At 57.4% G+C, this 19,126-nt stretch carries 16 protein-coding genes and 2 tRNA genes; 2 read left to right on the top strand and 16 right to left on the bottom strand.

Annotated features, from left to right (window positions below):
- Positions 1 to 104 precede the first annotated feature (104 nt).
- The 13 genes from truB to rlmE all read right to left on the bottom strand — a co-directional run bounded on the left by truB (position 105) and on the right by rlmE (position 12,614).
- Complete coding sequence (truB, locus tag MRS74_RS19090) at positions 105 to 1,058, bottom strand: tRNA pseudouridine(55) synthase TruB (RefSeq protein WP_254581870.1); 954 nt, start codon at positions 1,056 to 1,058, stop codon at positions 105 to 107.
- Positions 1,059 to 1,061: 3 nt separating this feature from the next.
- The gene (gene rbfA, locus MRS74_RS19085) at positions 1,062 to 1,481 is read right to left on the bottom strand and encodes a 30S ribosome-binding factor RbfA (RefSeq protein WP_254581869.1); all 420 of its coding nucleotides are present in this window, start codon (positions 1,479 to 1,481) and stop codon (positions 1,062 to 1,064) included.
- A gap of 5 nt (positions 1,482 to 1,486) precedes the next feature.
- Positions 1,487 to 4,006, bottom strand: a complete 2,520-nt coding sequence (infB, locus tag MRS74_RS19080) for a translation initiation factor IF-2 (RefSeq protein WP_254581868.1) — start codon at positions 4,004 to 4,006, stop codon at positions 1,487 to 1,489.
- 14 nt (positions 4,007 to 4,020) lie between these two features.
- A complete protein-coding gene (gene nusA, locus MRS74_RS19075; protein WP_254581867.1) occupies positions 4,021 to 5,526 on the bottom strand; it encodes a transcription termination factor NusA in 1,506 nt (501 codons plus the stop codon).
- 30 nt (positions 5,527 to 5,556) lie between these two features.
- Positions 5,557 to 6,012 (bottom strand): ribosome maturation factor RimP, encoded by a 456-nt coding sequence (rimP, locus tag MRS74_RS19070; RefSeq protein ID WP_254581866.1) that lies wholly within the window; start codon positions 6,010 to 6,012, stop codon positions 5,557 to 5,559.
- 151 nt (positions 6,013 to 6,163) lie between these two features.
- Positions 6,164 to 6,240 (bottom strand) — tRNA-Met (locus MRS74_RS19065).
- A gap of 46 nt (positions 6,241 to 6,286) precedes the next feature.
- Positions 6,287 to 6,372, bottom strand: a tRNA-Leu gene (locus tag MRS74_RS19060).
- 16 nt (positions 6,373 to 6,388) lie between these two features.
- The gene (gene secG, locus MRS74_RS19055; protein WP_254581865.1) at positions 6,389 to 6,751 is read right to left on the bottom strand and encodes a preprotein translocase subunit SecG; all 363 of its coding nucleotides are present in this window, start codon (positions 6,749 to 6,751) and stop codon (positions 6,389 to 6,391) included.
- A 4-nt stretch (positions 6,752 to 6,755) separates the two neighbouring features.
- Positions 6,756 to 7,526: a triose-phosphate isomerase gene (gene tpiA, locus MRS74_RS19050; protein ID WP_254581864.1), complete on the bottom strand. Its 771-nt coding sequence runs from the start codon at positions 7,524 to 7,526 to the stop codon at positions 6,756 to 6,758.
- Positions 7,527 to 7,571: 45 nt separating this feature from the next.
- On the bottom strand, positions 7,572 to 8,921 hold the full coding sequence (glmM, locus tag MRS74_RS19045; RefSeq protein ID WP_254581863.1) for a phosphoglucosamine mutase: 1,350 nt from the start codon (positions 8,919 to 8,921) through the stop codon (positions 7,572 to 7,574).
- Positions 8,918 to 9,796: a dihydropteroate synthase gene (gene folP, locus MRS74_RS19040; protein WP_254581862.1), complete on the bottom strand. Its 879-nt coding sequence runs from the start codon at positions 9,794 to 9,796 to the stop codon at positions 8,918 to 8,920. Before folP ends, glmM begins: the two co-directional genes overlap by 4 nt.
- A gap of 67 nt (positions 9,797 to 9,863) precedes the next feature.
- Positions 9,864 to 11,855, bottom strand: coding sequence for an ATP-dependent zinc metalloprotease FtsH (gene ftsH, locus MRS74_RS19035; protein ID WP_254581906.1), 1,992 nt, complete (start codon positions 11,853 to 11,855; stop codon positions 9,864 to 9,866).
- A gap of 138 nt (positions 11,856 to 11,993) precedes the next feature.
- Positions 11,994 to 12,614, bottom strand: coding sequence for a 23S rRNA (uridine(2552)-2'-O)-methyltransferase RlmE (gene rlmE / locus MRS74_RS19030; protein WP_254581861.1), 621 nt, complete (start codon positions 12,612 to 12,614; stop codon positions 11,994 to 11,996).
- 137 nt (positions 12,615 to 12,751) lie between these two features.
- Between rlmE and MRS74_RS19025 the strand changes: the two genes are divergently transcribed.
- Complete coding sequence (locus tag MRS74_RS19025; RefSeq protein ID WP_254581860.1) at positions 12,752 to 13,054, top strand: YhbY family RNA-binding protein; 303 nt, start codon at positions 12,752 to 12,754, stop codon at positions 13,052 to 13,054.
- Positions 13,055 to 13,111: 57 nt separating this feature from the next.
- Here the strand turns inward: MRS74_RS19025 and greA are convergent, their stop codons facing one another.
- The 3 genes from greA to carA are packed head-to-tail and all read right to left on the bottom strand — an operon-like array spanning position 13,112 to position 17,989.
- Positions 13,112 to 13,588 carry a transcription elongation factor GreA gene (gene greA, locus MRS74_RS19020; RefSeq protein WP_254581859.1) on the bottom strand — a complete coding sequence of 159 codons (477 nt, stop codon included), beginning with the start codon at positions 13,586 to 13,588 and terminating at the stop codon, positions 13,112 to 13,114.
- Complete coding sequence (gene carB / locus MRS74_RS19015) at positions 13,585 to 16,806, bottom strand: carbamoyl-phosphate synthase large subunit (RefSeq protein ID WP_254581858.1); 3,222 nt, start codon at positions 16,804 to 16,806, stop codon at positions 13,585 to 13,587. The genes greA and carB overlap by 4 nt, the downstream gene beginning before the upstream one ends.
- A gap of 43 nt (positions 16,807 to 16,849) precedes the next feature.
- Positions 16,850 to 17,989, bottom strand: coding sequence for a glutamine-hydrolyzing carbamoyl-phosphate synthase small subunit (gene carA, locus MRS74_RS19010; protein ID WP_254581857.1), 1,140 nt, complete (start codon positions 17,987 to 17,989; stop codon positions 16,850 to 16,852).
- 395 nt (positions 17,990 to 18,384) lie between these two features.
- Between carA and MRS74_RS19005 the strand changes: the two genes are divergently transcribed.
- Positions 18,385 to 18,996: a hypothetical protein gene (locus MRS74_RS19005; protein WP_254581856.1), complete on the top strand. Its 612-nt coding sequence runs from the start codon at positions 18,385 to 18,387 to the stop codon at positions 18,994 to 18,996.
- Positions 18,997 to 19,126 lie beyond the last annotated feature (130 nt).

Genomic DNA, 19,126 nt, shown 5'->3' with positions numbered 1-19,126 from the left:
GCCGCCTGTTAGGAAGAAACGATGCACCGAGCATATTATCAGTACAACGCCAATCATCATGCCCGCCACTCAGGGAGCGACAACCCGGGCTATCGATAACCGTTTCAGCCCGTCGCCAGCAAGCGGCGGGGGCGAAGAACGCGATCATCCGATATTTCGGCGATCCCCAGAAAGACTCCGGTTTCGCCTGCAATCAGTTTTATCAGCTCTGCCGGAGCCTGCTCCGGCAATGCCAGACGCTGCCCCATAAGGATACGCTGCGTCTGTGCGCCATCCAGCGTCAGGGAAGGAATATCCTCCAGGGCGCTGGTGACCGGCAATAATAGCGCATCAAGCCTGGCTTGTATGCCCTTTTCCCCGTCATCCTGCGGCTGTTCAGTGGCCATGTCCTGCAGGGCATCAAGGGTGATCATCTGCTCGGCCTTGTAGGGCCCCGCATCGAGGCGGCGCAGCTGTTTCACATGGGCACCACAGCCCAGCAGCAAGCCAAGGTCTTCCACGATGGAGCGGATATAGGTGCCCTTGGAGCAACGGATATCCAACTCGATTTCGTCCTCGCGCAAGGCGGTCAGATGACAGTGGAAAATGGTGACTCGCCGCGGTTTGACTTCAACCTGAATGCCCTTGCGCGCCAGCTTGTAGAGCGGCTGACCGTTGTGCTTCAGTGCCGAAAACATAGAGGGCACCTGCTCGATTTCACCCGAGAAGTGCTCATCCAGCAGTGCCAGAATCCGCGCTTCATCCAGCGCCGGCACCACACGGGTTTCCACCACCTCGCCATCGGCATCACTGGAATCCGTGCGGATACCCAGCTTGGCCGTTGTCAGATAGCGTTTGTCGGCATCCAGCAGGAACTGGGAAAACTTGGTGGCTTCACCGAATGCAATCGGCAGCATGCCGGTTGCCAGTGGATCCAGCGCACCGGTATGACCGGCCTTGGCCGCGCCATACAGGCGCTTGACCCGCTGCAGTACGCCATTGGAGGTTATCCCGGCAGGCTTGTCCAGCAATAGAATGCCGTCCAGCGCCCGACCGCGGCGTTTTCTGCCCTCGGTCATGCCTTATTCCTCGTCCGCCTTGTCCGCAGAATCATCGGCCGGCTCTGAACCCGGCTCCGGCTGATTCACCTGAGTAATCAGGCTGTGCAGACGGCGGCCACGGTCGACAGATTCGTCGAAGTGAAAGCGCAGTTGCGGCATGACGCGCAGCTTGATGCCGCGCGCCAGCTCGTGTCGCAGAAAGCCCGCAGCCTTGTTGAGGACAGACAGTGATTCCTTCACTGTCTGCTCTTCATCGGTCTGGGCGCCAAACGGCATGACGGTGACATAGACGTCGGCATAACCGAGGTCCTTGGCTACCTTCACATAACTGACGGTAACCATGCCTACGCGCGGATCCTTGATCTGCCGCTGGATCAGCTGGGCCAGATCCTTCTGGATCTGGTCCGCTACCCGCTGAGTTCGAGTAAATTCTCGTGCCATGGCGTTTAGAGTGTCCGCTGAACTTCAATGGTATCGAAGACTTCGATCTGGTCTCCGACCTTGACGTCATTGTAGTTCTTGACGCCGATGCCGCATTCCATGCCCTGACGAACTTCCTGCACGACATCCTTGAAGCGACGCAGCGACTCAAGCTCACCCTCGTAGACCACGACGTTATCACGCAGCACGCGGATACGCTTGTTGCGATGCACTGTGCCTTCGGTCACCATGCAGCCCGCCACCAGGCCAAGCTTGGGTGAACGGAAGACGTCGCGTACTTCGGCGATGCCCACGATCTGCTCGCGGAACTCCGGCGACAGCAAGCCGGTCATGGCCTGTTTGACGTCATCAATGATGTCGTAGATAACGCTGTAGTAGCGCAGCTCCAGACCTTCACGTTCGACAATGGCCTTGGCCTGGTTGTCAGCACGCACGTTGAAGCCGATGATCAGGGCGCTCGATGCCACGGCAAGGTTTGCCTCGGTCTCGGAGATACCACCGACACCGCCGGCAACAATATTGACCTTCACTTCGTCGGTGGACAGTTCTTCCAGCGCCTGGGACAGGGCTTCGAGGGATCCGCGCACGTCCGCTTTGAGGACGATATTCAGCGATTTCACATCGCCGGCCTGCATGTTGGCAAACAGGTTTTCCAGCTTGGAAGCCTGCTGACGCGCCAGCTTGATCTCGCGGTACTTGCCCTGACGGAACAGAGCCACTTCACGCGCTTTCTTCTCGCTGCTGACGGCTGCAAAGTCATCACCGGCACCCGGCGTGCCATCGAGACCCAGGATTTCCACCGGAATGGACGGACCTGCTTCTTCAATGTCTTTGCCGCTTTCATCACGCATGGCACGAATACGGCCATAGTGCAGACCCGCCAGGACAATGTCGCCCTTGCGCAGCGTGCCATTCTGAACCAGCACGGTGGAAACCGAACCGCGACCCTTGTCCAGACGGGACTCGACCACAACACCCTGAGCCGGAGCTTCAGGTACCGCGTTCAGTTCCAGTACTTCAGCCTGCAGCAGGATGGCTTCGAGCAGTTTGTCGATACCTTCGCCTGTCTTGGCCGACACGTTGACGAACTGAACTTCGCCGCCCCAGTCTTCCGGGATAACATCGCGCTGGGCCAGTTCGTTTTTGACACGATCCGGATCGGCGTCTTCCTTATCAACCTTGTTGACGGCCACGACCAGGGGCACGCCAGCCGCTTTCGCGTGCTGTACAGCCTCTTCGGTCTGCGGCATCACACCGTCATCGGCGGCCACAACCAGGATAACGATGTCAGTCAGCTTGGCACCACGGGCACGCATGGCGGTAAAGGCCGCGTGTCCCGGGGTATCCAGGAAGGTGATCATGCCGTTGTCGGTTTCGACGTGGTAAGCACCGATATGCTGGGTAATGCCACCGGACTCGCCCGCAGCCACCTTGGTGGTACGAATGTAATCGAGCAGAGACGTTTTACCGTGGTCAACGTGACCCATAACGGTCACGACCGGCGCGCGGCCCTGGGTTTCGCCCTGCTGCTGCTGGATGGTTTCCATCAGCGCCGATTCAACAGCATTTTCCTGCATCGGCTTGGCAACGTGACCCATCTCTTCCACGATCAGCGTCGCTGTATCCTGGTCAATGACCTGGTTGATGGTCGCCATGGCGCCCATCTTGAACATCACCTTGATGACCTCGGCCGCCTTGACCGACATCTTCTTGGCCAGTTCCGCCACCGTCAGACTTTCGGGCAGCTGAACCTCATGCACTTGAGGTGCCTGGGGCTCTTTGAAGCCATGTACGTTCGGCTTGCCGCCGCGTGCACGTCCCTTGCCGGGACCACGGCTCAGCTTGCCACCACGACGACCGTCACGGTCATCGCCACCGAAGCCACGGCTCGGGCCGCGGGCAGACTTGGCACCACGGGACGGTTTCTTGTCATCCGTAGTTGTGCGGCGCGCCAGCTGCTGCTGCTTTTTCTTCTCCTTGCGCAGAGCCTCTTCACGGGGATCTGCCTTGGATGCCGGCGGTGCCAGCTGTTCTTCGCCTTCAACAGCCTTGACCGATTTAGTGTCGATCACGGCCGGTGCGGAGGCGGCAGCGGAGGCGGCAGCGACAGGCTGAGCGACGACCGGAGCTGCCTGTGCAGGCGCTGCGGCCTGCTCAACGGCGGCGCTCGTCTGCTGCTCTGCTACCTGTTCAGCCGGAGCCGCTTCGCCTTCAGCGTCGGCACGCTTGACGTAGGTGCGCTTTTTGCGCACTTCGATGTTGATCGTCTTCTTCTTGCCGGAGGCACCGGAGACTTTCAGCTGCGACGTAGTCTTGCGCTTGAGTGTGATTTTCTTCGGTTCACCGGAATCCGTGGTTTCACCGTGGCTACGCTTCAGGTAAGTCAGTAGATCCTGGCGCTCGCCTTCGGTGACCTTGGAGCCATCGGCCTTACCGTTGATACCTGCTTCCTGCATTTGCTTAAGCAAACGTTCGACGGAAACACCAACCACATCGGCAAGTTGCTGTACTGTTACTTCTGCCATATTGGTTTTCTCTCCTAATCCGTTGACCCAGACTCATCGTCCGCAAACCAGGGAGCCCGGGCGGTCATGATCAGTACTGCGGCTTTTTCTTCATCGATGCCTTCAACATCCAGCAGATCTTCGACGGCCTGTTCTGCCAGGTCTTCCATCGTGATCACACCCTTGGCTGCCAGCAGGAAGGCGGTATGACGATCCATACCTTCCATTTCCAGCAAATCCGCCGCAGGCTCTGCGTTCTCAAGCACCTCTTCACTGGCAATCGCCAGGTTCAGCAGGGCATCCTTGGCTCGCGAACGCAGTTCTTCAACCATGTCCTCATCAAAGCCATCAATCTCAAGCATTTCATCAACCGGCACATACGCCACTTCTTCAAGCGACGTAAAGCCTTCGGCGACCAGTACTTCGGCCATATCTTCATCGACATCCAGGTATCGGGTGAAGATTTCCATGATCGAACCGAGTTCCGATTCCTGCTTTTCAGCCGCCGCTTCTTCGGTCATCACGTTCAGCGTCCATCCGGTCAGCTCGCTGGCCAGACGCACGTTCTGGCCACCGCGGCCGATGGCCATCGCAAGAATTTCCTGCGCGACGGCCACATCCATGGAATGCGTTTCTTCGTCAATGACGATAGACGCAACTTCCGCCGGCGACATGGCATTGATAACCAGCTGCGCGGGATTGTCATCCCACAAAATAATATCGACACGCTCGCCATTGAGCTCGTTGGACACAGCCTGAACACGTGCACCCCGCATGCCGACACAGGCGCCCACCGGATCAATGCGGCCATCGTTGGTTTTAACAGCGATCTTGGCGCGCGAACCCGGATCACGTGCAGCGGCCCGGATTTCGAGCACTTCTTCGGCGATTTCCGGCACTTCGATGCGGAACAGTTCAATCAGCATGGCTGCACAGGAACGACTCAGCACCAACTGAGGGCCACGACCTTCGGCACGAACTTCATGCAAAATGGCGCGTACGCGATCGCCCATGCGGAAGGTTTCCCGACCGATGAGGAATTCGCGCGGCAGCAGAGCTTCGGCGTTGTTGCCCAGATCGACGATAACATTGTCACGTGTCACCTTCTTGACGCTGCCGGAGATCAGTTCGCCCACGCGATCCTGATACATGGCGACGACCTTGGCCCGCTCGGCTTCACGTACCTTCTGTACGATAACCTGCTTGGCAGTCTGGGCGGCAATGCGACCAAACTTGACGGATTCAACGGCCTCCTCATAGAGATCGCCCGGCTGGAGGTTAATATCCAGCTCGTGCGCTTCCTGCAGCGTAAGCTCAGTACCGAGCGCCGCTACACCTTCATTGCTTACAACCAGCCAGCGACGGAAAGTATCGTAATCGCCGGTTACCCGGTCGATCTCAACCCGGATTTCAGCCTCTTCGTCGTAGCGTTTTTTGGTCGCTGTTGCCAGTGCCAGTTCGATCGCTTCGTATATGACCTGTTTGGGCACATCCTTTTCGTTCGAAACTGCTTCTGCTACCAGTAGAATCTCTTTATTCATGCCACTGCCTCGCTCAATCCTTCGCGTTCCTTAGAACTGCGGAACTACGTTCGCACGATCGATGGAATCGATCGGCAACAGATATTCTTCTTTATCTACGACCACCAGGACTTCGTCACCTTCGACGCCGTTAAGCAGCCCCTTGAACTTGCGCCGCCCTTCAAACGGCACTCTCAGGCGTATCTCAACCTTGTGGCCTGTAAAGGCGACAAACTGTTCAAGCGTGAACAGGGGACGGTCCAGCCCGGGGGATGAAACTTCCAGGTTGTACTGGCCGCTGATAGGCTCTTCAACATCCAGCACACCGCTGATCTGATGACTCACTTTGGCGCAGTCATCAACGGTAATGCCGTTTTCAGCATCAATGTAGACACGCAGTACACTGTGAACACCGTGGGCAAGATATTCGATGCCCCACAGCTCGAATCCAAGCGATACAACGCCCGGTTCAATCAATTCATGTAGCAATTTCAGCTTTGCTGACACCGGCAAACCTCTTGTTGGCAAGCACCGATTCGGACGCCGGAAACAAAAAATGGGTCTCTGTTGGACCCATTATTGATCGCGGCACCAATGCCTTGATTTACCTACGAAAAAGCCCCTAAAGAGGGGCCTTTTCGAAGATACACGAATAAGGTGGTAGCGGGGACAGGATTTGAACCTATGACCTTCGGGTTATGAGCCCGACGAGCTACCAGACTGCTCCACCCCGCAACAAACAGGAGCGTTATATTACACACTTCCTGTCTTTCTTTCAATATGGTGCCCAAGGCCGGACTCGAACCGGCACGTCCTAGGGACACTACCCCCTCAAGATAGCGTGTCTACCAATTCCACCACTTGGGCAACACCAGGTTGGTACTTACTCGGCGCTGGGCACATCGGCATCAGCCGCGGGCTCAGGTGCGCTTTCCAGTACCGGCAGTTGCGGTTCAGCCGCACTGCTCTCGATCACGATCGGCGCTGGAATACCAGCATCGCCAACCGTTTCGGCCTTGTCCTTAGCGAACACGGCCAAAACAAAACTGGTAATAAACAGACCCACCGCCATTACTGCGGTCATTTGGCCCAGGAAACTGCTGTTTCCCTGGCTGCCAAATACGGTCTGGGAAGCACCACCACCAAAGGCAGCGCCTGCTTCTGCACCTTTACCCTGCTGCAGCAAAACCAGTGCGATAATCGCAGCGGCGAGCAGCACGTGTGCAACCAGAACCAGAGTTTCCATTTAATCAACCATTTGCCGATGCGCCTGCAGCTGCACTGCAGATCGCAAGAAAATCTTTTGCCTTCAGAGAGGCTCCACCTACCAGACCACCATCGATATCGGGCTTTTCAAACAATTGCGCCGCGCTATCAGCAGTCACGCTGCCACCGTACAAAATTCTCACCTTAAGCGCCGCCGCGGCGTCGTACTCGGCAATCAGTGCGCGTAGCGCCTGATGTACTTCCTGCGCCTGCTCCGGTGTTGCTGTCAGCCCCGTCCCAATAGCCCATACAGGCTCGTACGCAACAACGGCATCCGCCAGCTTTGCCTTATCGGCAACTTCAAGCACCGCTCTGAGCTGACGACTGACAACTTCCAGCGTCTGACCCGCCTGACGTTCTTGCAGTGTTTCGCCGACACATACAATCGGCGTAGCGCCGGCGGCCACGACAGCGTGAAACTTGTCGGCCACCTGGGCATCATCTTCGCCAAACAGTGCGCGGCGTTCAGAGTGACCCAGAATAACGTACTGGACACCAAACTCGGCAAGCATGCAGAGCGAAAGATCGCCGGTATAAGCGCCTTTTTCGAAAGCGGATGCATTCTGCGCACCCAGGGAAATATCACTGCCCTGCAGCAAGGCTGCTACCTGCGGTATATATACTGCGGGCGGGCAGACCAACACGTCGACATTATCGCCACCAGAACGCGTACTCAGAAGGCCTTTAACCAGCTCAGCATTCGCTGCCAGGTTGCCATTCATCTTCCAGTTTCCAGCTACGATACTCTTACGCATCGGTGTCCCCTCTCGAAAGAGGCGCAAATATTAACTGAGCCGACCTTAAGATACAAGCGCTTGCAATGCTTTTTCAACATCATCGGCAAGCTCTCGGCACAGCTCTGCAACAAGCTGCCCGTCCTCGCCCTCGATCATGACTCGCACGACAGGTTCCGTACCCGACGGGCGCAACAGTACGCGTCCGGAATTCCCCAGCCGTGCCTCAGCCCGGGCCACCGCCTGGTCGATCTCGGCCACCGAGCTAATATCCACCTTTTTGGCGATCCGCACATTGATCATTTCCTGCGGCAGCTTGGTCATTCCCTGTCGCAGCTGCGCCAGGGTATCGCCGCTTTCCACCATTGCCTTGAGCACCTGCAGCCCGGCAACGATGCCATCGCCGGTGCTGGTCAGATGACGGCACACCACATGACCGGAATTCTCGGCCCCCAGGAACCAGTCCCTGCGATCAAGCTCTTCCAGCACATAACGGTCGCCAACCCGGGTCCGCACAAACGGAATCTCGGCGCGCTGCAGCGCCAGTTCAAGCCCGTAATTGCTCATCAGGGTGCCGACAACACCGCCGGTCAGTCGCCCGTGCAGCTGCATCTGGCGCGCGATGATGAACAGGATTTCATCACCATCCACCACCTCGCCGGCGGCATCCACCAGAATCACCCGGTCGCCATCACCATCCAGCGCTATGCCTAGGTCCGCCTTTTCTGCCAACACCCGCTGCTGCAATGTCGCAGGCGCAGTGGCGCCACATTCGGCATTGATATTGATCCCGTCGGGCGAGGCCGCCATGCGAATCACCCGCGCACCGAGCTCCTCGAACACCTGGGGGGCTACGTGGTAGGTCGCGCCATTGGCGCAGTCGAGCACAATACGAAGGCCTTTCAGGCTCAAAGCACCGCTGACCGTGCCCTTGCAGAATTCGATGTAGCGCCCGGCGGCATCGTCGATACGACGGGCCTTGCCCAGCTCATGGGACTCCACCGTGGACATGGCGATATCCATCTGCGCCTCGATCGCCTGTTCGACCTCATCCGGCAGCTTGGTACCCAATGCCGAGAAAAACTTGATGCCATTATCGTAGAACGGATTATGCGAGGCGCTGATCACAATGCCCGCATCGGCACGAAAGGTCTTGGTCAGGTAGGCAATGGCCGGAGTCGGCATCGGACCGGTCAGCAACACATCCACACCGGCGGCGGACAGCCCCGCCTCCAGTGCAGATTCAAACATGTAGCCCGAAATGCGGGTGTCCTTGCCGATCAGGATGCGGCTTTGCCCGGAGCGCGCAAACACCTTGCCCGCAGCCCAGCCCAGCTTGAGCACAAAATCCGGTGTAATCGGATGCTGTCCCACCTTGCCGCGTATGCCGTCCGTGCCAAAATAACGTTTCGTCACGCCTGTTCTCCCTTTGATTCCATCATCACAGCCTCGGTCATGCGTACCGCATCTACCGTTGCCGCCACATCATGTACACGGATAATTTTCGCACCCTTTTGCACCGCCATCACCGCCGTTGCCAGACTGCCCGCCAGGCGCTGATCTACCGGACGCTCAAGCGCCTGGCCAATCATGCTCTTGCGCGAGGTGCCAACCAGCAGCGGCAGCTCGAGCTGTTGCAGGCGCTGCATTTGGTTCAGCAGGCGCAGGTTGTGCTCCAGCGTCTTGCCAAAGCCAAAACCCGGATCCAGTAACAGGCGATCACGACTGATTCCCGCCCGCTCGCAGGCCAGCACCCGCTGACGCAGAAAGTCGCCAACCTCGGCTATGATATCCTCGTAGTGCGGCGCCAGCTGCATGTCCGCCGGCGTATTGCCCTGCATGTGCATCAGACAGACAGGCAGCCCGGTTGCTGCTGCAGCGACCAGAGCACCATCACGGCCGAGCGCACGCACGTCATTGAGCATGCCCGCCCCCAGTTTTTCAGCTTCGATGAATACCTCGGCTGTACTGGAATCAATCGAGACAATCACATCAAGCTCGCGCTGAATCAGCTCCAGCGCCGGCAGCACCCGGTCGAGCTCCTGCTGCACACTGACAGGCGCAGCCCCAGGACGGGTTGACTCGCCCCCCAGATCAATGATCGTTGCGCCCTCCGCCACCATTCGGGCTGCGCGACCCAGCACTTTATCGCCGGCAGGCTGGCCGGCCTTGTACAGGCTGTTACCGTCCGAAAAGGAGTCAGGGGTCACATTCAGGATACCCATGACCTGAACCCGGGACAGATCTAGCTCACGCCTGCCACATTTTAGTTTAATGTTACTCACAGCCATGTCTCCAAAACAAAAAGGCCAACCCTATAGGGCCAGCCTTTTTCGATACTAATCAGTGTCGGTTATCTCAGTGCAACTTTCGATCCGTTGACTCCGGCATATCCGGGTCTTCCGCAGGGGGTGTCTCGTCCTTCCCGGCATCGACGCTCGGCTTTTCGTCGCGCTCGTCTGACTGCGCTTCGTTCGCAGGCGTATCCTCCGCATCCGCACTTTCAGTCGCCTGAGCGCTGCTGTCGGTTTCGACCCAGTCATCCGGCGGCGTCACCGGTTGACGCGCCATCAGCTCATCCAGCTGACCTGAATCGATGGTTTCGTACTTGATCAGTGCGTGCGCCATGGCTTCAAGAATATCGCGATTCTGTTCCAGCAACTGGTGCGCCTGGACATAACAATCATCAATGATGGTACGCACCACCGAGTCGATTTTACGCTGGGTTTCTTCCGACGTCTGCTTGGCAGGTGCACCATAACCGCGGGTGAAGGGGTCGCCGTCTTCATCGTCATACAGCAGCGGCCCCAGCTCTTCGCTCAGACCCCACTTGGTAACCATGTTGCGCGCCAGACTGGTGGCACGCTGAATGTCATTGGACGCGCCGGTGGTGACGCCATCCTTGCCCAGAGTCATCTCTTCCGCTATACGGCCGCCATAGAGCGAGCAGATGTTGGAAATGAGTGTACGACGGCTATGACTGTAACGATCTTCCTCAGGCAGGAACATGGTCACACCCAACGCCCGGCCACGGGGAATAATGGACACCTTGTACACCGGATCGTGCTCGGGCATCAGGCGCCCGACGATGGCGTGACCGGCTTCATGGTAGGCGGTATTCAGACGTTCCTTATAAGACATGACCATGGACTTGCGCTCGGCACCCATCATGATCTTGTCCTTGGCCTTTTCAAACTGCAGCATGCCAACGGTACGACGGCTGTCACGGGCAGCAAAGAGCGCGGCCTCGTTCACCAGGTTGGCCAGATCCGCACCGGAAAAGCCGGGCGTGCCACGGGCAATCAGCGCAGGCTTGACGTCGTCAGCCAGCGGTACCTTGCGCATGTGTACCTTGAGAATCTGCTCGCGACCACGGATATCCGGCAGGCCGACATGCACCTGGCGGTCGAAACGGCCGGGACGCAACAGGGCAGGGTCGAGCACGTCAGGCCTGTTGGTGGCGGCGATCACTATGACACCCTCGGTGCCTTCGAAGCCGTCCATCTCAACCAGCAGCTGGTTCAGTGTCTGCTCGCGCTCGTCATTGCCGCCGCCCATGCCAACTCCACGGTGACGACCAACAGCATCGATTTCGTCGATAAAGATAATGCAGGGCGCACTCTTTTTGGCCTGATCGAACATGTCACGGACGCGGGACGCACCCACACCGACAAACATTTCGACAAAGTCCGAACCGGAAATACTGTAGAAAGGCACCTTCGCCTCGCCGGCGATCGCCTTGGCCAGCAGTGTCTTACCTGTACCGGGGTTACCTGACATCAGTACACCGCGCGGTATATGGCCACCGAGCCGCTGGAATCTGCCGGGGTCGCGCAGGTATTCGACCAGTTCCTTAACGTCTTCCTTGGCCTCTTCCACACCGGCGACATCGTCAAAGGTGGTCTTGATCTGGTCTTCGCTCATCATGCGGGCTTTCGACTTGCCAAAGGACATTGGCCCCTTGCCACCGCCACCGCCCTGCATCTGGCGCATAAAGAACATGAATACGGCAATGATCACCAGTATCGGGAATGACGCCACCAGTAACTGGGTCCAGATGCTCTGCTGCTCAGGCTGCTTGCCTTCGATGACGACCTTGTGCAGCAGCAGGTCGTCGACCAGCTTGGGATCCTGCAGCGCAGGACGAATAGTCTCGAACCGCTCCCCGTTCTGCCGCTGTCCCTGGATGGTATAACCATCTATGACAACCTTGGACACGCGGTCAGCCTGGACTTCCGCCACGAAGTCGGAATATGTAAGTCTGCGGGAATCTCCCTCGGCATTGAAGTTATTGAAAACGGTCAGCAAGACCGCAGCAATAACCAGCCAGAGGACCAGATTCTTTGCCATATCGTTCAAAGGACTACCCTCAATTGACGCTCAAGCACGAAAATTCGCGCTTCAAAAGTACACCAGTTTAACTGGCCTGACTACTTCACTCACCACCCTGTGCCATGACAGCCAGGCCGGCGCGGTACTACGGACTGTTTAGCCCTTGAAGCCTGTGCCGAGCAGGTAGACCTCGCGGGAGCGCGCGCGCGATGCATCGGGCTTGCGGGTCACTACCTTGGTAAAGCTCTGCCGCACATCCGCGAGATAGGCATCGAATCCCTCTCCCTGAAATACTTTGACCAGAAAGGAGCCGCCTGGTTTAAGCACCTGGCGCACCATATCCAGCGCCAGTTCAACCAGATACATTCCTGCAGGCTGGTCAATTCCGGACATACCACTCATATTGGGGGCCATATCGGAAATTACAAGGTCTGCCGGCGCATCCCCCAGCGCTGCCAGAATCTGCGCCAGTACGGCCTCATCGGTGAAGTCACCCTGCACGAACTCGACACCCGCCAGTGAGTCCATCGGCAGTATGTCCGACGCCACTACGCGACCATGATCCCCCACCAGTTCGCTGGCCACCTGGGACCAGCCGCCGGGCGCCGCGCCCAGATCGACCACTGTCATGCCCGGGCGCAGTAACCGATCCTTGTCGTTCAGTTCTTTCAGCTTGTAGCTGGCGCGGGAGCGAAGACCGTCGGATTTTGACTGTTTGACGTAGCGGTCATCAAAATGTTCCTTTAACCACTGACCACTGCTTTTAGATCTTGCCACTTGTAATTCCAGACCGATCAATGGTTGCAACGCTACTCAGCGATGGGCAACTCAGGTAAAATGATTGATTGTTTTCATCGTGGCCCGTTTTAACACGCAAGCCCGACCCACACAATCACGAGGCAACGTATTCTAGTATGAGCCTGACGCCCGAGCAAAAGAAGCAGCTGCGCACCATCGGCCACAAACTAAACCCGATCGTGACCGTTGCCGCTAAGGGACTGACCGAGAACCTGCAGCTGGAAGTCGACCGCGCCCTGGACGACCACGAACTGATCAAGGTGAAGTTTGCGGTTGGCGAGCGCGAAATCAAGAAACAGATTATCCAGGAGCTCTGCACCATCGTGGAGTGCACACTCGTGCAGGAGATCGGCAACATCGCCCTGATCTACCGCAAGGCGCTGGAGCCCAATCCCAAGCTGTCCAACCTGTTGCGCTAAGTCTTCGCAGCACATAAAAAAACCGCCGACAGGCGGTTTTTTTATGTAACAGCACAATCAGATGTGCTTCACCTCGATGATCTCGTACTCGATTTCACCGCCTGGGGTTGCCACACAGGCGATATCGCCTTCTTCCTTGCCAATCAGGGCGCGCGCGATCGGTGAGTTCACCGAAATCTTGCTCAGCTTGATATCGGCCTCGTCGTCACCGACGATCTGATAACGAACCTCATCACCGCTGTCGACGTTGGCGATCAGTACAGTCGCACCGAAGAACACCTTGCCGGTATGGGGAATCGTAGTGACATCGATTACCTGGCACTGGGACAGCTTGGACTCAAGTTCCTGAATCCGGCCTTCGATGAAGCCCTGCTGTTCCCGCGCCGCGTGGTACTCGGCATTTTCCTTCAAATCACCGTGCGCACGCGCAGTGGCGATGTCCGCGATAACACGCGGACGATCTTTGGACTTCAGGCGATCCAGCTCTGCACGCAGAGCCAGCTCGCCGCCGACAGTCATGGGAACTCGTTTCATTTCGCAATACCTGCATGCAAGTCCTGAAGGCTGCGGACAACCTTCTCTTCACCATATTCCAGCGCCATGGTCATGGCTTCCGCGCCCGCCAGAGTCGTGGTGTAAGGCACCTTGTGCTGCAATGCGCTGCGACGAATTTCAGACGAGTCTGCAATCGCCTTGCGGCCTTCTGTGGTATTGATCACATAAACGATTTCATCGTTCTTGATCATGTCCACGATATTTGGCCGACCTTCCATAACCTTGTTCACCGCCGTCGCCGGCAGGTTGTGTTCGGCCAGCAGCTTGACAGTACCACCTGTGCCTACCAGGGAGAAGCCGAGGTCTAGCAGAGACTTGGCCACCTTGACCACACCCGCCTTGTCGACGTCACGTACCGAGATGAACGCCTTGCCTTTCTTCGGCATTTTTTCACCGGCACCGATCTGCGCCTTCATGAAGGCTTCGCCGAAGGTTTCGCCAACGCCCATGACTTCACCGGTCGACTTCATTTCCGGGCCCAGAATCGGATCCACGCTCGGGAACTTGTTGAACGGAAATACAGCTTCCTTGACGTAGAAGTTGCTCGGCACGATCTCTTCGGTAAAGCCCAGCTCTTGCAGGGTCTTGCCGGTCATCACCAGGGCCGCAATCTTGGCCAGCGACACACCAATGCACTTGGAGACGAAAGGCACGGTGCGTGATGCACGCGGGTTGACCTCGATAACGTAGATTTCGCCGTCCTGATAGGCCAGCTGTACGTTCATCAGGCCGACAACACCGAGTTCCAGTGCCATCTTCTTGACCTGTTCGCGCATCTCGTCCTGCACATCGGCCGCCAGACTGTAAGGCGGCAGCGAGCAGGCGGAGTCACCGGAGTGTACACCGGCCTGCTCAATGTGCTGCATGATCGCGCCGATCACGACGGTCTTGCCGTCAGAGATCGCATCGATATCAACTTCAACAGCGGCATTCAGGAAGTGATCCAGCAACACTGGCGCGTCGTTGGAAACCTTGACCGCGTTAGTCATGTAGCGGCGCAGTTCGTCTTCCTTATAAACAATTTCCATCGCCCGGCCACCGAGGACGTAGGACGGACGCACAACCAGCGGGTAACCGATCTTGGCCGCTTCGATAACGGCCTCTTCCAGGCTGCGCACAGTTGCGTTCTGCGGCTGTTTCAGACCCAGACGCTTGAGCATCTGCTGGAACTGTTCACGGTCTTCTGCACGGTCGATCGCTTCCGGACTGGTGCCGATAATGGGTACGCCGGCCTGCTCCAGTGCCACCGCCAGTTTCAGCGGCGTCTGGCCACCGTACTGCACGATCACGCCCTTGGGCTTCTCGACTTCCACGATTTCCAGTACGTCTTCCAGTGTGATCGGCTCGAAGTACAGACGATCAGAGGTGTCGTAGTCGGTAGAAACCGTCTCGGGGTTACAGTTGACCATAATGGTCTCGTACCCGTCTTCACGGGCAGCCAGTGCGGCGTGCACACAGCAATAGTCAAACTCGATGCCCTGACCGATGCGGTTCGGACCACCGCCGATGACCATGATCTTGTCCCGGGTGGACGGGTTGGCCTCGCACTCTTCCTCGTAGGTCGAATACATATAGGCCGTGTCGGTGGCGAATTCCGCCGCACAGGTATCCACACGCTTGAAGACCGGGCGCACACCCAGGCTGTGGCGTTGCTTGCGGAACTGTTTCTCGCTCACACCCAGCAGCTTGGCCAGACGGGCATCAGAGAAGCCCTTGCGCTTGAGACGGTAAATCTTGTCCTTGTCCAGATCGGACAGGGCCATGTTGGAAACGCGCGCTTCGTCCTTGATCAGGTCTTCGAGCTGCACCAGGAACCAGGGATCAACGCCCGACAGTGCGTAGATTTCATCTACGCTCATGCCCAGGCGCAGGGCATCACCGATGTACCAGATACGCTCGCCGCCGGGCTGCTTGAGCTCGCGGATAATGTCGCTGCGCGCATCTTCGCTTTCCAGGTCCACGATCGGATCCAGACCCGTGGCGCCCACCTCCAGACCGCGCAGTGCTTTTTGCAGCGATTCCTGCTGTGTACGGCCGATGGCCATAACTTCGCCGACGGACTTCATCTGCGTCGTCAGGCGGTCATTTGCCTGGGGGAATTTTTCAAAGGTAAAACGCGGAATCTTGGTAACGACGTAGTCGATCGCCGGCTCAAAGGACGCCGGTGTGCGCCCGCCGGTAATGTCGTTCTGCAACTCATCCAGGGTGTAACCGATGGCCAGCTTGGCGGCGATCTTGGCGATCGGGAAACCGGTTGCCTTGGACGCCAGCGCAGACGAGCGCGATACACGCGGGTTCATCTCGATCACGACCATGCGGCCGGTTTTCGGATCTATACCGAACTGGACGTTGGAACCGCCGGTTTCAACACCAATCTCACGCAGGACTGCGATGGACGCATCCCGCATCAGCTGGTATTCCTTGTCGGTCAATGTCTGCGCCGGCGCAACCGTGATGGAATCGCCGGTGTGAACCCCCATGGCATCGAAGTTTTCGATGGTGCAGACGATGATGCAGTTATCGTTCTTGTCGCGAACGACCTCCATCTCGTATTCCTTCCAGCCGATCAGGGACTCATCGATCAGCAGCTCGCTGGTCGGGGACAGATCCAGACCACGCTCGCAGATCTCGATGAACTCTTCACGGTTGTAGGCGATACCGCCGCCGGAGCCACCCATGGTGAACGACGGGCGAATAATGGCCGGGTAGCCGATGGACGCCTGAACCTGCAGTGCCTCTTCCATGCTGTGGGCAATCATCGCACGCGGGCAGGCAAGACCAATGGATTTCATCGCCTTGTCGAAGCGCTCGCGGTCTTCGGCCTTGTCGATGGCATCCTGGCTGGCGCCGATCATCTCGACACCGAACTTGGCCAGTACGCCTTCGCGGTCCAGGTCCAGCGCACAGTTCAGTGCAGTCTGGCCACCCATGGTCGGCAAAAGAGCGTCCGGGCGTTCTTTTTCAATGATTTTGGCAACTGTTTTCCAGTTGATAGGCTCAATATAGGTCGCATCCGCCATCGCCGGATCGGTCATGATGGTGGCCGGGTTGGAGTTCACTAGGATGACCCGGTAACCTTCTTCACGCAGCGCCTTGCAGGCCTGAGCACCGGAATAGTCGAATTCACAGGCCTGGCCGATTACGATCGGCCCTGCACCTAGAATCAGAATACTTTTAATGTCCGTACGTTTTGGCATCGATATAAACCAGTCAAATCTGTTAGCTGTAACTGCGTGTTGCTCAGGCGTCCTTGCGGGCCTTCATCTGCTCGATAAAGCGATCGAACAGCGGCGCCACGTCCTGCGGTCCCGGGCTGGCTTCAGGGTGTCCCTGGAAGCTGAAGGCCGGACGGTCAGTCAGTTCAATACCCTGCAAAGACCCGTCAAACAGCGACTTCTGAATCGCCCTGACATTGGACGGCAGCGTACTTTCATCCACCGCAAAACCATGGTTCTGGCTGGTGATCATCACGCGGGACGAGTCCAGATCCTGTACCGGATGGTTGGCGCCGTGGTGGCCAAATTTCATTTTCATCGTTTTGGCGCCGCAGGCCAGCGCGAGCAGCTGATGCCCCAGGCAGATGCCGAAAACCGGCAAATCTGTCTCGAAGATATCCTTGATCGCCTGAATTGCGTAATCACAGGGCTCCGGGTCACCCGGACCGTTGGACAGGAAAACGCCATCCGGATTCAGCGCCAATACTTCCGCGGCGGGGGTCTGAGCCGGTACAACCGTCAAACGGCAACCGCGCTCAACCAGCATGCGCAGGATATTGCGCTTCACACCGTAGTCGTAGGCGACAACATGGAATGGCTGCTCGGACGGATCCTTGTCGACATGGCCCACACCCAGCGTCCAGGTTGAGGAATTCCAGCTGTACGACTCAGTGGTAGAAACCACCTTGGCCAGGTCCATGCCCTTGAGGCCCGGAAACGCCTTGGCTTCAGCCAGTGCAACAGCCTCATCAACCGAATCACCGGCCATGATGCAGCCATTCTGCGCGCCTTTTTCCCGCAGAATGCGGGTCAGACGACGGGTATCGATATCAGCGATGCCAAGAATATTTTTGGCTTTCAGATAGGTATCCAGCGACTGTTCACTGCGAAAGTTGCTCGCCAGCAAAGGCAAATCGCGAATGACGAGACCGGAGACCCAGGTCTTGTCAGACTCTTCGTCTTCGGCGTTGGTACCTACGTTTCCGATGTGCGGGTATGTCAGGGTTACGATCTGACGGCAATAGGACGGATCTGTCAGGATTTCCTGATATCCGGTCATGGAGGTGTTAAAAACAACTTCCCCGCTGGATTGTCCGTCGGCACCAATTGCCACCCCCCTGAAAATACTACCGTCTTCAAGGGCCAAAATGGCTGGTCTCGTCAAGTGAACCTCCCCCGCGTGATGCGTTACAAACAAGCCGATACAAAAATGAACAGGTGCAAAAAAGCGAGGTAAAACCGAAACTTTACCTCGCTCTATAGAATTTGGGGCTTAGCCACCCCCTGCGGGCAGGCAAACCGGCGGTATTCTAGTCGATTGGCGACCAAGTGTCCACGCGCAACGCCGTCTTCCTGAAAGGAGCAGCCGAACCTAGAGTCCGCAAAACCCGGATACCGTCCTTCCACCCACACAGCAATATATTGAAAACAGCAACTTAGAAAAACTGTCTATGAGCCTGAGCGGCATAACTCAATTGCCCGATAGACCGGGGATACACTAGTGAACCGAGTACTCCGGGCAGAGTCTCACCAGTAAGACCCCGGCTGCAGGAGCACCCGATGAAACCGTTGCACGCGACTCAATTGATAGTCACCGCCGTTTTTCTAACCGGCTGCGCATCCCCCAGCTACTGGTATGAGCCGCCTGCACCGGGCCAACTCAATCAGATGACGTTGAACGGTCACTGGCAGGGGCTGGCTCGTAATGCGTACTCTCACAAGGTGGCCTATGGTGCACTCGCAGGCCCGGTTGAAATCGACTGCGCCCGCTATCAGGATCTGATCAGCCTAAAGGTTGCGAATGGGACGCTTGAAGGCTCGCTGGGAAGAGAACCAACGTTCAACTTCAGCACGACGCTCAATGCCAGTGGCGAATTCAGTCACCGGATGCCGGTGACTGGAGATACCTGGATCTACGGTGGTGTGGGCATCTTCAACAATGAACCTCAGCTCAGGATATCGGGCAAACTGGACTCCGCACGCAGTGTCGGTGCCGGCCGAATATCGGTAACCCCCACAGGTGAAACCCTGGGCTGTGATGGCCGCTTCCAGCTCAGTCGCAATTCAGAATCTCCTCCGGCAGCCAGCCTCGGCAACCCGTTCAAGATTCAATACTGGATAAATCGCTCCGAAGGCAGCAACCGCGACCATAGGACCTGGCCCAGCCGCTAAAGCACAGCAGGCATATACCGCGCACGGTTCTCTGAGCGGATAAGACCAGCTGCTCTTACCGCGAATTTTCAAATCCCACATACAAAAACGCCCCGACCAATGGTCGAGGCGTTTTCGTTGAATAAATGCT

The organism is Marinobacterium sedimentorum, from assembly GCF_024267675.1.
GTDB classification, from domain to species: Bacteria; Pseudomonadota; Gammaproteobacteria; order Pseudomonadales; family Balneatricaceae; genus Marinobacterium_A; species Marinobacterium_A sedimentorum.
The sequence above is the reverse complement of the archived record's forward strand: the minus strand, read 5'-3'. Positions and strand labels throughout refer to the sequence as shown.

Coding starts and splice junctions, on each gene's coding strand:
- truB (WP_254581870.1), bottom strand. CDS start 1,058: ATGACCGAGGGCAGAAAACGCCGCGGTCGGGCGCTGGACGGCATTCTA.
- rbfA (WP_254581869.1), bottom strand. CDS start 1,481: ATGGCACGAGAATTTACTCGAACTCAGCGGGTAGCGGACCAGATCCAG.
- infB (WP_254581868.1), bottom strand. CDS start 4,006: ATGGCAGAAGTAACAGTACAGCAACTTGCCGATGTGGTTGGTGTTTCC.
- nusA (WP_254581867.1), bottom strand. CDS start 5,526: ATGAATAAAGAGATTCTACTGGTAGCAGAAGCAGTTTCGAACGAAAAG.
- secG (WP_254581865.1), bottom strand. CDS start 6,751: ATGGAAACTCTGGTTCTGGTTGCACACGTGCTGCTCGCCGCTGCGATT.
- tpiA (WP_254581864.1), bottom strand. CDS start 7,526: ATGCGTAAGAGTATCGTAGCTGGAAACTGGAAGATGAATGGCAACCTG.
- folP (WP_254581862.1), bottom strand. CDS start 9,796: ATGGCTGTGAGTAACATTAAACTAAAATGTGGCAGGCGTGAGCTAGAT.
- ftsH (WP_254581906.1), bottom strand. CDS start 11,855: ATGGCAAAGAATCTGGTCCTCTGGCTGGTTATTGCTGCGGTCTTGCTG.
- MRS74_RS19025 (WP_254581860.1), top strand. CDS start 12,752: ATGAGCCTGACGCCCGAGCAAAAGAAGCAGCTGCGCACCATCGGCCAC.
- greA (WP_254581859.1), bottom strand. CDS start 13,588: ATGAAACGAGTTCCCATGACTGTCGGCGGCGAGCTGGCTCTGCGTGCA.
- carB (WP_254581858.1), bottom strand. CDS start 16,806: ATGCCAAAACGTACGGACATTAAAAGTATTCTGATTCTAGGTGCAGGG.
- MRS74_RS19005 (WP_254581856.1), top strand. CDS start 18,385: ATGAAACCGTTGCACGCGACTCAATTGATAGTCACCGCCGTTTTTCTA.